Annotated in this window: 11 protein-coding genes; 7 read left to right on the top strand and 4 right to left on the bottom strand. The window is 62.7% G+C overall.

From position 1 onward, the window contains the following. Positions 1-104: 104 nt before the first annotated feature. Positions 105-1,754 (top strand): ribosome biogenesis GTPase Der, encoded by a 1,650-nt coding sequence (gene der, locus IPV69_RS26025; protein ID WP_206292653.1) that lies wholly within the window; start codon positions 105-107, stop codon positions 1,752-1,754. Positions 1,755-1,806: 52 nt separating this feature from the next. On the opposite strand, the gene IPV69_RS26030 is transcribed toward der, so the two are convergent. Together IPV69_RS26030 and IPV69_RS26035 are read right to left on the bottom strand one after the other, a co-directional pair. After that, the gene (locus tag IPV69_RS26030; RefSeq protein WP_206292654.1) at positions 1,807-2,652 is read right to left on the bottom strand and encodes a sugar phosphate isomerase/epimerase family protein; all 846 of its coding nucleotides are present in this window, start codon (positions 2,650-2,652) and stop codon (positions 1,807-1,809) included. Positions 2,653-2,870: 218 nt separating this feature from the next. Further along, the gene (locus IPV69_RS26035; RefSeq protein WP_206292655.1) at positions 2,871-3,887 is read right to left on the bottom strand and encodes a zinc-binding alcohol dehydrogenase family protein; all 1,017 of its coding nucleotides are present in this window, start codon (positions 3,885-3,887) and stop codon (positions 2,871-2,873) included. Between the two features lie 226 nt (positions 3,888-4,113). Here IPV69_RS26035 and IPV69_RS26040 point away from each other — a divergent pair, with 226 nt between their 5' ends. From IPV69_RS26040 to IPV69_RS26065, 6 genes are all read left to right on the top strand, one after another. Further along, positions 4,114-4,908, top strand: coding sequence for a sensor histidine kinase (locus tag IPV69_RS26040; protein WP_206292656.1), 795 nt, complete (start codon positions 4,114-4,116; stop codon positions 4,906-4,908). A gap of 209 nt (positions 4,909-5,117) precedes the next feature. Further along, a complete protein-coding gene (locus IPV69_RS26045) occupies positions 5,118-6,503 on the top strand; it encodes a sigma-54-dependent transcriptional regulator (protein ID WP_206292657.1) in 1,386 nt (461 codons plus the stop codon). A 283-nt stretch (positions 6,504-6,786) separates the two neighbouring features. Further along, on the top strand, positions 6,787-7,281 hold the full coding sequence (gene ispF / locus IPV69_RS26050; protein ID WP_206292658.1) for a 2-C-methyl-D-erythritol 2,4-cyclodiphosphate synthase: 495 nt from the start codon (positions 6,787-6,789) through the stop codon (positions 7,279-7,281). Next, entirely contained in the window at positions 7,281-7,487 is a 207-nt protein-coding gene (locus IPV69_RS28035) for a helix-turn-helix domain-containing protein (RefSeq protein ID WP_206292659.1), read from the top strand. Before ispF ends, IPV69_RS28035 begins: the two co-directional genes overlap by 1 nt. Positions 7,488-7,677: 190 nt before the next feature. Next, positions 7,678-9,231 carry a cysteine--tRNA ligase gene (gene cysS, locus IPV69_RS26060; protein WP_206292660.1) on the top strand — a complete coding sequence of 518 codons (1,554 nt, stop codon included), beginning with the start codon at positions 7,678-7,680 and terminating at the stop codon, positions 9,229-9,231. Between the two features lie 258 nt (positions 9,232-9,489). Beyond that, on the top strand, positions 9,490-9,819 hold the full coding sequence (locus IPV69_RS26065; RefSeq protein WP_206292661.1) for a hypothetical protein: 330 nt from the start codon (positions 9,490-9,492) through the stop codon (positions 9,817-9,819). Positions 9,820-10,001: 182 nt separating this feature from the next. On the opposite strand, the gene IPV69_RS26070 is transcribed toward IPV69_RS26065, so the two are convergent. Both IPV69_RS26070 and hemC read right to left on the bottom strand, forming a co-directional pair. Next, positions 10,002-11,699, bottom strand: coding sequence for a response regulator (locus IPV69_RS26070; RefSeq protein ID WP_206292662.1), 1,698 nt, complete (start codon positions 11,697-11,699; stop codon positions 10,002-10,004). A 105-nt stretch (positions 11,700-11,804) separates the two neighbouring features. Continuing rightward, positions 11,805-12,770, bottom strand: a complete 966-nt coding sequence (hemC, locus tag IPV69_RS26075; protein ID WP_206292663.1) for a hydroxymethylbilane synthase — start codon at positions 12,768-12,770, stop codon at positions 11,805-11,807. Positions 12,771-12,800 lie beyond the last annotated feature (30 nt).

The following is a 12,800-nucleotide window of genomic DNA, read 5'->3' on the forward strand; positions in this document are numbered from 1 at the left end:
GGTCATCTGCGACCTCTGTCGCACCGACGCGATCTCTGGCGTCAGGAACTACAAGTGACCAATGACAAGTGAAAGGTGACCAATTCCGCTATACTTGCCGGGCTATGGACCCCGCCTCCCAACCCGCCGCCACCCGACGCGTATTGCCGACTGTTGCCATTGTCGGTCGCCCCAACGTCGGCAAGAGCAGTCTGCTCAACGCACTGGCTCGTCGCACGATCAGTATTGTCGAGGACATGCCCGGGGTGACGCGCGATCGCATTTCCACGCCTTTACGAGTCACCGACACCGCCGGGGTTGACCGGTACATCGAGCTCGTCGACACCGGGGGATACGGATTCATCGATTCCGACGACCTGACGGAGCACATCAAGCAACAGATCGAGCAGGCGATGGCGCTGGCGCAGCTGGTGCTTTTTGTCGTCGACTGCGATGCCGGTCTGACCGCCGGCGATACCGAAATCGCGACGCTGCTGCGCAGCAAGGGGATCAAGACGGTTCTGCTGGCCAACAAGGCCGACAGCGTCAAGTCCGATGTCAGCCTCGGCGACTTCGCCCGCCTTGGTCTGGGGACGCCGCTGGGCATCTCCGCGACGAACAAGCGAAACATCGACGAGCTCGATGCGCTGATCGCCCGCAACGTCGATCTGTCGCACGCGCCGACGGAGATCCCCGAGCCCACGATGCTCGTCGCGATCGTCGGTAAGCGCAATGCCGGCAAAAGCACGCTCGTCAACGCGATCGCGAAGATCTACGAAGGCGAAGAAGGCGACAAGGGGGACCGGGTGATCGTCTCGGAAGTGCCCGGCACCACGCGTGACAGCGTGGACGTACGGTTCGAGAAGGACGGCAAGGCGCTGGTCGTCATCGATACCGCCGGTGTCCGCAAGATGCGGCACATGGTGACCAACGATATTGAGTTCTACAGTTTCCACCGCGCCGAGCGGAGTATCCGCCGGGCCGACATCATCATGCTGCTGATCGACGCGACGGAGCGCATCAGCGACCCCGACAAGAAGCTGGCCGGCTATATCGCCGAGCAGCACAAGCCGGTGGTGCTGGTCGTGAACAAGTGGGACCTGGCCCGCAAGCTGCTCATCGAGCAGGCGCAGGCCGACAAGACCGGACACCGGGTCGACGATGTGACGCTGATGGAGCAGTATCGCGCCTACATCGACCGCGAACTGCGGCATCTCGACTACGCCCCGATCGCGTTCGTGACGGCCAAGGAAGGCCGCAACGTGCAGGCGGCGCTGGACCTGTGCCAGCATCTGTTCAACCAGACGAACCAGCGCGTTTCGACGAGCAAGTTGAACACAGTGGTCCGCGAGATCATGACCGAGCGGGGGCCGAGCACCAAGCACGGCAGGAAGGTCAAGGTCTACTACGTGACACAGTCTGACGTCGCACCGCCGCAGATCGTGCTGTTCGTGAACAATCCCGACTTTCTTACGCCGCAATATGAACGGTACATGATCAACCGCATGCGGGAGATGCTGCCGTTCCCGGAGGTTCCGATTCGGCTCTTCACCAAGGCGCGTAAGCGGGTGGATTTTGGCACCGCCAAGGACATGAAGGGCGCACCGCCGGTGGATGCGGCGGCGTTCGACTCGGGCAAGGGGGACAAGGCGGTCAAGGTTCGCAAAAAGGGCAAGTCCGTCAACCGTGCCGCCAGCGCCAAGGGGCGGCGAGGCAAGGTGAAGGGCGGCGCGAAAAAGAACCCGAAGATCCGGCGCAAGCGAGAAGGGGCCTGACGAGCGGTCGCCAGAGGACGCGCCGCCGGCCTGAACGTGTCCTTCAACGTTGTTAAGCAAAGACGCTGCGGTACACGTCAATCGTATGTTTTGCCGCCGCGTCGGCGTCGGGGTACGAGAACGCCTCGGCGGAGATGTAGCCGGTATATCCGATCTGCCGCAACGCCTCGGCGATCGGTGCGAAGTTCGTGTGACCGAGGCCCGCCGGCCGGCGGTTACTGTCGGCCAGGTGGACGTGGCCGATGTGGTGTCCGCCGGCGCGGATGGCGCGGGCTATGTCGGCCTCCTCAATGTTCATGTGAAACAGGTCGGCGAGCAGCGTCAGGTTGGCACCGGCCTCGGCCGAGATCTGCGACACCTGCTGAATGAGCTTCACGCCACTGGCGACGTCGTTCACCAGATTGGTCTCGTAACGGTTGAGCGGTTCGTAGATCAGCTTGACGCCGTGCTGGGTTTTCGCGTGGCCTGATAGTTCCGCGAGCGCCTCGGCGAGCCACGCCAGCGCCTGGTCTTTGTCGACGTCGCCGCCTCCCGCCTTTCCCCACGATCCCTGCATCGATCCGATGATCGCCGGCGCGCCCATCGGTCCGCCGGCGTCGATGATGCCGCGGACGAACTGTATCGCCTTGGATCGTTCACCGGCGTCCGGCGAGGTCAGGCGGAGCTTGTGCTTCACCCAGCCCGCCCCGGTCCCGACGGCCGCGAGCTTGAGGTTGTGCTTCGCCAGCAAAGGCTGAACGACGGAAGGCGCAATCAGCTCAGGCCCGGGCGCGAAGACCTCCACCGCGTCGAACCCCAACGCCGCGGCTTTGGCCATGCCAGCTTCCAAGTCATCCCAGAAGACAAATGGTCCGCCACGGGCTTCGGACACGAGAGAGATGGTGACGGCTGATTTCATGGTTCGTTTAAATGCTTCGAGGTTCGATCCCCTCTCCCCTGTACTCGGGGGAGAGGGCGAGGGTGAGGGGCCGAACGTCGGGCGGCGTTGCTCGCACTTCAACGTCGTTGAGGAACCCACGACGGAGTCGCAGGGCTCTCATCAAACCGCGCGAGGAACGGGCCCTCACGTTCGGCCCCTCACCCCATCCCTCTCCCCCGAGTACAGGGGAGAGGGGGTTATACCTCCACCACTGCCTTGATCACGCCCGTCTCCGGCTTGGTGTACGACTCGAACACCTCTGTCATGTCTTCGAACTTCGTCCGGTGCGTCACCCACGGCGTGGTGTCGATCTTGCCGGTTTCAATCAGCCCGATGATCCGCGTGAAATCCGCCGGCAGCGCGTTGCGGCTGCACAGCAGCGTCCCTTCCGGGCGGTGAAAGATGGGGTGAATAAACGTCACTTCCTTGGTCGTGATACCGACGTACACCAGCCGGCCGGTGGGGGCGATGTAGCCGAACGCGTTGGACATCGACCCGTTGTGGCCCGTTGCGTCAATAACGACATCGGGCAGCGCGCCGTCGGTCACCCGCCGCAGGTCGTCGACGACTTTGTCATTCAGCACGATCGTTTCGTCGACGCCCATCTTCTCTTTGCAGAACGCGAGGCGCTGGGCGTTGACGTCGAGCACGATCACCTTGGCCCCGGTGAGCTTGGCGAACACGATGCTCGACAGGCCGATCGGACCGGCGCCGATGACCAGGCAGTTCTCGCCGGCCGTCAACGCCGAACGGTTGACGGCGTGGCAACCGATCGCGAGCGTCTCGACGAGCGCCAGTTGTTCGAACGAGAGCTTCGTGCTGACGTGCAGCTTTCGGGCCGGCAGGACGAAGCGGTCGCGCAGGCCGCCGTCGGTCATGACGCCGAGCACCTTCAGGTTGGCGCAGCAGTTGGTCGAGCCCTTCTTGCAGGCGTGGCAGGTGCCGCAGTTCATGTAGGGTTCGACGGCGCAGCGGTCGCCGGGCTTGACGTTTGTCACGCCGCTGCCGACGGCAACGACCTCCACGCCCAGTTCGTGACCGGGGATGCGTGGGTAGCTGAAGAACGGCATCTTGCCGAGATAGCCGGAGAGGTCGGTCCCGCAGATGCCGACGCGATGGACACGCACCACCGCCTCGCCCGGCCCGGGGGCGGCGGGTTCGTCGATGTCGATGCGTTCGAAATGGCCGGGGCTCTTAAGAAGGATTGCTTTCATGGTTGGCTCGCCGAATGTGATACCGGCACAGCGCAGGCGTGTCCATGTCGCCTTGGCGACAAACGGGCATTGGTATTTCCAGGAAACGACACTGGAACAGCCATGCTGCGTTCGAAAGGTTCTTTCTCAACGCGACTGACAGGCGGGAATGTCCGCCTCTACGAGCGCCCCGCCTTGCCCCCGCCGCCCGGTCTTTCTAATCTCCGTGGCTCGAATGAGCTTTGCCTTGGGACTAGCGATCGGAGGACTCGGCGGCCTTGCCCTGACGGGCGTGGTCGCGGTGATCGCATATCGCCGCAACGCACGCCTGCAACAGCGTGCCTTCCGCGCCGAGCGCCTGGCCGAGCTTGGCGCGCTCACTGGTGGGCTGGCCCACGAGATCAAGAACCCCCTCTCGACCGTCCAGCTGAACCTCCAACTGCTTCGCGAGGACATCACACCACAGGATGTCGGCCCGCGTGCCCACGGCCGGCTGATCCACCGGCTGACGACCGTCCAGCGCGAAACCGGCCGCCTGCGCGACATCCTCGACGACTTCATGCGATTCGCCGGGCGGATCGAGATCGAGAAGCGGCCGGTGGACGTCCACCAGATGTTCGACGACCTGGTCGATTTCTTTGCCCCGCAGGCGCAGTTGCAGAAGGTGCAGCTTCGCGTCCGCCCGCCCGCCGGCGACGGCGAGTCCCTTGTCGTTCCGCTGGACGACCGGCTGATCAAGCAGGCCATCCTGAACCTGATGATCAACGCTTTACAGGCCATGCCCGAGCAGGGCGGCGAGATCATCCTGTCGGCCGAGCGCGAGGGGAACAAGGTAAGACTGCAGGTCACTGACACCGGCGTGGGCATTCCGCCCGAAACCATCGGCCAGATCTTTGACGTCTACTACTCCACCAAGAAGGGCGGCACCGGGCTTGGTCTGGCGATCACCAAGCGCGTCGCCGAGGAACATGGCGGAAAGGTCTACGCCACCAGCGAGGTGGGCAAGGGGTCGGTGTTCACGATTGAAGTGCCGGCGCGATAGATCGAACAGATGACTTTGAGCGAGTTGCCGCATACAAAGTAACGCTTGGAGCTGCTTTGCCGGGTGCCATGGGCTGACGTACTCGTCTACCCGTGGCGGCATGCCTGCCGCTACGCACTGCTACGGGAAGCGGAGTACCGCAGCCCATGGCACCCAGAACGCAGGGCGCACAAAATGCTTCAGGCGTTCATCGTTACTCGTTAGCACCCATGTCAGACACCGAGATCATTCCGTCCACCATCCTTATCGTCGATGACGAACAGGAACACGCCCAGGTCATGTGCGAAGCCCTGCAGCGCCAGGGCCATAAGTGTGACGTCGTCTTCAGCCTGCCCGAAGCGCGGCAGAAGCTCGATCGGCGGAAGTACGACTTGGTCGTCACCGACCTGATGATGGAAGGCCGCAAAGACGGCCTGGAGGTGCTCGCGGCGGCCAAAAAGCAGACACCGCCACCGCCTGTCATCCTCGTCACAGCCCACGGCGCGGTCCGCACTTATAAAGAGGCGATGCAGCTCGGGGCATTCGATTTCATCGAAAAGCCACTCGACCTGGAAGACTTCCGGGCCCAGGTCAATCGCGCCGCGCGGCAGGCGGCGCTACTGAAGCAGAACCAGGTGCTTCAGGAGCAGCTTTCCGAAGTCTCCGGCGAGCGTGCCGGGTTTGACGCGATCATCGGCACCAGCCAGGCGATGCAGAGCGTCATTCGCACCGCCCGGCAGGTGGCACAGAGCGATATCCCGGTGCTAATCCTTGGCGAAAGCGGCACCGGCAAGGAACTGGTCGCCAGGGCAATCCACCAGGCATCCAAACGCCGTAAGAACCGGCTTGTCATCCTGAACTGCGCCGGCTTCGCCCCGACCATTCTCGAAGACGAGCTGTTCGGCCACGTCAAAGGCGCGTTCACCGATGCCCGCACCGACCGCGAAGGCCGCTTCGAACACGCCGATGGCGGCACACTGTTTCTCGACGAAATCGGCGACATGCCCGCCGACATGCAGGCGAAGCTGCTGCGGGCGCTCGAGTACGGCGAAGTCGTGCGGCTCGGTTCGAACGACCCGATCCAGGTCGATGTACGGATCGTCAGTGCGACAAACAAGAACCTCCTGCAGATGACGCAGGAGAAGACCTTCCGCGAGGACCTGTATTACCGCCTGAACGGCATCAGCCTGATGATCCCGCCGTTGCGCGAACGGCGGGAGGACATACCGCTGCTGATTCACTACTTCCTGCAGCAGGCCGCCGAGCGATCGGGCCGGGAAATCGACGGGCTCGAGCCAGACGCCCAGCAGTACCTGATGAGCTACGGTTGGCCTGGCAACGTGCGCGAGTTGCGGAAGGTGATCGAACGGATGGTGGTCCTGAGCAGCGGCAACAAGCTGACGGCCGACTCGCTTCCGCCGGAAATCAAACCCGCCACCCTTACAGAGCCGATCGGCGGCATGGGCAACCTGTTCGGCATCAGCTTGGAGCAGGCGGAAGTGGAGTTGATCCGCAACACGCTCAAGCACACCAACGGCAACCGCGAACAGACGGCGAAGATCCTGGGCATCGGGGAACGGACGTTGTACCGGAAGATCAAGGATTACAACCTGTGATGGTAAGCATGATCCCACAGTCGTGCGTCTGTGACGCTGTCCGTGACACGGGTTTCCAACCCGTGCGAGCGACGTTCGGAGTAGAGACTCTCTTGATCCTCAATCTCTTTAATCTGAGTGCGGGGAGATCACCACGGAGGTACGGAGGCACGGGGAGATTCTCTGAGAACGATTTGAGGATGAGCGAAACCTGGCGTCGTGGACATCGCTTGCACGGGTTGGAAACCCGTGTCACGGACAGCGTTACAGATCGCGTTGCGATGGTAAGCGGGGAGGACTGGCGATGAGTCGTCACCCCCCCCGCATCGGTCACGGCTACGACCTCCACCGTCTGCAAGCTGGTGGGCGATTGATGCTGGCGGGCATTGAAGTCGCCCGCGATCTTTCGCCTGTCGCCCATTCCGACGGCGATGTCGTTCTGCACGCCGTTGTCGATGCCCTTTGCGGGGCGCTCGGGCTCGGCGACATCGGCGAGCACTTTGCCAACACTGACCCGCGGTGGAAGGACGCGCCCAGCCGGGTGTTTGTCGATGAGATCTGGGGCAAGGTCACGGCGGCCGGGTATCGGCTGGGGAATGCCGATGTCACGATCCTTGCAGAAAAACCGAAGCTCAAGGCGTTCAAGCCCGCCATGCGGCAGGCGCTGGCCGAGATGCTGGGGGCGACGGTCGAGCAGATCAATGTGAAGGCGGGAACGAACGAGGGGTGCGACGCGATCGGGCGTGGGGAGGCGATCGCGGCGCATGCGGTTGTATTGCTTTTCGAAAGGGAGTCTTGATGGAACGTGCTCGCCAGCAACCCGAGGCAGTCCAAGCGACTACGACCGGGCGTCCGTTGTCATTGGAGGAATCGCGGCAAGTCGAAACCGTGCTGATACGTGAGGCGCTCGCGCGAACGGGTGGCGACTTTCAGCAGATGTCGAGGCTGCTTGGAATCAGTCAGAAAGTGCTGCGAGCAAAGGTTTCCGAGTTGGGTCTGTCCTGACCTACCTAGAAAGGGTCGTTGCTGATGCTCTTTCTGAATTGATCGGAGAACCGATCAATGTCGCGGCGTACCTCGACCATGGGTTGAAAACCCATTCCACGAAAAACGCGGCCCGTTGCCCGCTCGCCGCCATCGCGTAGACTGACGGCTTCTAGTTCAGCCTTCCGCATTCATCCTTCATCCTTTCCCTATGACTCTCCGCGTCTACAACACCCTCAGCCAGCAGAAGGAACTCTTCCAGACCGTCCGACCCGGGAAGGTGGGGATGTATCTGTGCGGGCCGACGGTTTACAAGTCGCCGCACGTCGGCCACATGGTCGGGCCGGTCATCTTTGACGCGATCAAGCGTTACCTGCAGTTCAAGGGGTACGAGGTGACGTGGGTCGTCAACATCACCGACGTCGACGACAAGCTGATCGACGCTGCCGAGCGGCTGGGCACGACCGTCAAAGACCTCGCCGACAAGCACACGGCGGAATACTTCGAATGCCTCGCGGCGCTGGGGGTGAACTCGATCGACCACTTCCCCCGGGCGACGGGGCACATCGTGGAGATCGTCGAGCTCTGCCAGACGCTCATCAACAAAGGATTCGCCTACGCCGCCGACGGCAATGTCTGGTTCGACGTCACCAAGGACGAGGACTACGGCAAGCTCTCGCACCAGACCGCCGAGGAACAGGAAGCCGGCGGCGAGGGAGCGACCGCGGGCAAGAAAAGCGGCCGCGACTTTGCCCTGTGGAAGGCGGCCAAGCCGGGCGAAATCTCCTGGGATTCGCCGTGGGGCAAAGGGCGGCCGGGCTGGCACATCGAGTGCTCGGCGATGGCGATGAAGATCCTCGGGCCGACGTTCGACATGCACGGCGGCGGGATGGACCTCAAGTTCCCGCACCACGAGAACGAAGTGGCCCAGTCCGAAAGCGCGACCGGTCAGCCGTTTGCGAAGTACTGGCTGCACAACGGCCTGACGAAGTTCAACACCAAGAAGATCAGCGGCAGCGACATGTTCGGCAGCGAGGAAGCCGCCAAGGCGCTGGCGGCGGTATCGGCCAAGAAGCTCGTCGGCGAGCACGGCGCGCTGGTGCTGCGTTACCTGCTCCTCAGCAGTCATTACCGCCGACCGATCGACTTCACCGAGACGGCGATCTCAGACACGAAGAAGGCGATGGCGACGTTCACCCGGCTGTTCGAGCGGATCGACCGGTTGGTGCCGAAGCCCGCCACGCCGCCGGCCACGCCCGCGCCCGGCAGCCATGGCCACGGCGCATCCGCCGATGACATGGATCGTGTCTCGGCGAACCTGCTGGATGGCGAGCATGCCGCGTTCGCCAAGGCGGTGCTCGGGCTGAAGATGAAGTTCCTGGAGATGATGGACGACGACTTCAACACCGCCGGCGCGATCGCGGCACTTCACGAGATGGCGGGCGAGGTCAACGCGTTTCTGGAGCAGAACGAGGCCGAGAAGACCAAACCGGCCGACGTCCTGGCCGCTGCCGCCGCGGGCGTGCAGACGCTGCGTAATCTCGGCGGCGTGCTGGGGTTGTTCCAGGAACCCGCGGCTGGGGTCGCTGCCAAGGCCGCCGATGACGGGCTGACCGGGAAGCTGATGGAGCTGTTTATCCAGCTCCGCGCCAACGCCCGCCAGACCAAGAACTTCGCCCTCGCCGACGACATCCGTAAGGGACTGACTGCGATCGGCGTTACCTTGGAGGACGGGGCGGACGGCACGCGCTGGCGGAAGGACTAGGCCGGAGCAATGACGAATGGCGAAGATCGAATGGCGAATGAATCCCTAAGGACCAATAAACAAAGTCGGAAACGGCTTCGTCATTGGGATTCATTCGTCATTCGCATTTCGTGACTCGTCATTGCCTGAGTGGCACACTCGGTCCGCCGATAAGCCTGATGCGGACTTTCTTCATCCGCCGGCGTTTCCACGTGGTGCACATCACCGCCTCGCCGGGGTAGAATGGCCGTCATGGCTGATGCAACGGAGGCGAATCTCGTGTCCAACCCCCTGAATTCCTGGCTGTCGCAAGGTGAGCAGTTGTACACCTCGGCGTTGAACGAGTTTCGCGCGCTCGAGGCCCAGCTCGACGACTTGGAGCAGAAGCTGGCCGCCAAGCAGCAGGAAGTGAACCAGATCGCCGGGATTATCGGCAAGCCAACGGTTGAGGGTTCCCGCCGCCTGTCGGCATCGCATTCGCCCGTCGCCGATATCATCGACGCCCCGCACCAGGAACGCCTGCCCGTGCCGTTGCCCCACCAGGCGACTCCCAGCAACAGCTCGAACGCGACGATCGCGCGGGCGCTGACGGGGAAGTTCGGCCGGTAACCTCGCGGCGCGCCTTGTGAAGGATCATCACGCCGGTGTCTGAGCGTACTCGCGAAGACCCGGATTCTTTCTGCGGATGACGCAAAGAATCCGGGTCTTGGCGAATACCTCAGACACCGGCGTTTTTTTGTGTCGCGTCGTTCGTCAGGGGATGAATCGCGTGGTGCACTCCGAGTGCGTGTTCACACCGTCGCCGGCACGCGCGTCGCGAGCGCCTTGCGCAGCTCGCCGAGCAACTGATCCACCTTGAAAGGCTTGAAGAGGACCGCCTGCAGCCCTTCCTGGCTGGCGCGGACGATCGAGTGGGCGGGGTCGTAGCCGAAGCCGGTCATCAGGATCACCGGCACCGTCAGGCTCTTGGACCGGGCACAGGCGAACACTTCGTACCCGTTCTTGTCGGGCATGCGGATGTCCGACAGGACAACGTCGAACTCTTTTTCTTCCAGGATCTGGCACGCCTCGCCGCCGTTGCTGGCGAGCGTCACCTCGGCCCGGTACTTGTGCAGGATGTTCTGGATCGTGGTGCGGATGTTGGGCTCGTCGTCAGCGACGAGGATTCGCGCACCCGTGAACAACGGGTCTTCCGTGCCCACCACATCCGCAGCACCCAGAACCGATGTATTCGGGCCCTGTGCTGCCTGATTCAGGCTCGAGCGGATCGTCTCGACGTTTTCCATGATCGCCTTGAGGCGGGTGCGGAGCTCGTCGTTGCCGATGTACACATCCAGCAGAGCCGCGGTGTCGGAAGCAATATCGTTCAGCGGGCCGGCGACTTCCGAGCAGACCACGTCGGCGACCTTATGGCTGGTGCTGACGCGCTCGACGATCAGCAGGTCGAGGATGTTCAGCGCGATCGCCACATAGCGGGCAAAGATCTCGGAGAACTGGCGGTCGTCTTCGTTGAATGCCGCACGCTGGCGACTTTCGATGTTGAACACGCCGATGATCTTGTCGTGCAGCGTGAGCGGGACTGTCAGGCTGCTTTTGGCCAGGTCCAGGCCGTTGATGTAACGCGGGTCTCGCTCTGTATCGGGACAGATGTAGCTGCGGCCGGTGCTGGCGACGTAGCCGCTGATGCCGTTGCCTTCCATCTCGGCGTAGAGCTCGACGTTCAGCGCGTCGGTCGGGATGCCGACGCTGATGACCGGCTCAAGTCGATTGCTGCGGCGGTCGAGCAGGCGCACCACGAAATGATCGAAGTGCATCAGCTCTTTGGTGTAGCTGATGATCTTCTCTTCCAGCAGCTTGAGCCGCTGGCCGACATTCAGCTTGCTCATCAGGTCGGATTCGATACGGACCAGCTCGCGGCCGGCCTTGTCGATCGCATCGACCTTCTGCTGCAACCTGCGGGTGCCAGTTGCATCCCAAACCACCGCGACCACCTGCACCACCTGCCCGGCCGGATTAATGACCGGCGAGCAGACCATCTCCATGAACTGCTGATCTTCGATATTCAGGGCGTAGCGCTTGGACCGATTGAAGGCGGGCGGGGTCTCCGGGTTGGCGGGAGAAACCTGTTTACTGAACAGCTCGAAGCTTCCCTGACAGCTTCGGCGAATCTTCTCGTGAACCCGGGCAGGCCAGGCCTGCATCTTTTTGTTCATCCAGTTGCAGCGGCCCTCGGCGTCGACGATGCACACCCCTTCGCCGATCGTGTTCAATACCAAGTTCGCCTGCTGCGATACCAACGCTCGTTCGAGGGGAAGGAAGTCGGCCGAGTCGGAGAAGATCGCGGAGAACTGGTCGGAACGCAGGGCGTCAATCGCGAGATCGATCGACGCTGCCTCCACCACCTCGCAAGTCGCCTTGAGAGCATCGACAGCCGGACCGTAGCGGCCCTGACCGGAGAGGACGAGAACTTTACAGCGCGTGTCGTTCAAAGAACCACCGCGAAACAACTCTCCCCCGACTGGTTAGACGTCCATCTTACGAAGACACAGCAAGCGAGGTCAACCAAATCTCGTCAGCGCAGGCTCAATAACGACTTACGCAAGTAATCGCTGTCTGGCACCCTGCTTCTGGAGATCGTTCATCACTGCTACGACCGCCGACGAGGCTTCGTTCACGGGTGCCTCAGACAAAGCAAAAGCGACCGGCGGAATACCGTCCCGACCGCCCACCGCAGATCGCAACAACACGCGATCGCCGTTGATCGTCGCCAGGGCGGCGATCGGCGAATGGCAGTCGCCTTCCAATTGTCGGACGATTTCGCGTTCCAACTCCACACACGCCGCCGTCGCTACATCGTGCATGCTGCCCAGGATACGCCGGGTCACCTCGGCATCTTGCCGGCATTGCAGCGCCAGCGCGCCCTGCCCTGGCGCTGGCAGCATGTCGGCGGTATCGATGGGCGTCATCCAGGTTTCGTCCATAACGCCGCCACGCTTCAATCCGGCCGTCGCGAGCACGACCGCGTCGTACTGACCTTCGCGCAGCTTCCGCAGCCGGGTGTCGATATTGCCGCGAATGGGTTCGACCAGAAGGTCGGGCCGGTGGTGCAAGATCTGGCTCCGGCGACGCAAACTTCCCGTGCCGACCTTTGCGCCCGCCGGAAGATCGCGGAAAGACTTGCTCTTGAGGCTTGCCCAGGCGTCGGTAGGGTCTTCCCTCGGCGGTACGGCAGCGATGACCAGTTCAGCAATATCGACCAGCGGCATCGTTACCGGCACGTCCTTGAACGAATGAACGGCAAAGTCGACCGAACCGGCGAGCAACGCCTGCTCCAGCTCTTTCGTAAACAGCCCTTTGCCGCCAAACGCGTGCAGCGGCTTGTCGGTAATCTGGTCGCCGCTCGTGCTGATGATGACCAGTTCGACGCGCACGCCGGGGTTTCTGGCCTCAATCTGCCGGGCCACCCAGCCGCTCTGGGCGCGGGCGAGCATGGACCCGCGGGTGCCCAGGCGAAGGGTTAAGTCGGGCTGGGGATTATGGTTCGGCGCGCCTATCGTCATCGCAGCAGGTATTGTGCAGATCGCACGCGC

The organism is Humisphaera borealis (assembly GCF_015169395.1).
GTDB classification, from domain to species: domain Bacteria; phylum Planctomycetota; class Phycisphaerae; order Tepidisphaerales; family Tepidisphaeraceae; genus Humisphaera; species Humisphaera borealis.

Bases quoted from the DNA above. Each gene is read 5' to 3' on its own strand.
- der (WP_206292653.1), top strand. From the start codon at position 105: ATGGACCCCGCCTCCCAACCCGCCGCCACCCGACGCGTATTGCCGACT.
- IPV69_RS26030 (WP_206292654.1), bottom strand. From the start codon at position 2,652: ATGAAATCAGCCGTCACCATCTCTCTCGTGTCCGAAGCCCGTGGCGGA.
- IPV69_RS26035 (WP_206292655.1), bottom strand. From the start codon at position 3,887: ATGAAAGCAATCCTTCTTAAGAGCCCCGGCCATTTCGAACGCATCGAC.
- IPV69_RS26045 (WP_206292657.1), top strand. From the start codon at position 5,118: ATGTCAGACACCGAGATCATTCCGTCCACCATCCTTATCGTCGATGAC.
- ispF (WP_206292658.1), top strand. From the start codon at position 6,787: ATGAGTCGTCACCCCCCCCGCATCGGTCACGGCTACGACCTCCACCGT.
- IPV69_RS28035 (WP_206292659.1), top strand. From the start codon at position 7,281: ATGGAACGTGCTCGCCAGCAACCCGAGGCAGTCCAAGCGACTACGACC.
- cysS (WP_206292660.1), top strand. From the start codon at position 7,678: ATGACTCTCCGCGTCTACAACACCCTCAGCCAGCAGAAGGAACTCTTC.
- hemC (WP_206292663.1), bottom strand. From the start codon at position 12,770: ATGACGATAGGCGCGCCGAACCATAATCCCCAGCCCGACTTAACCCTT.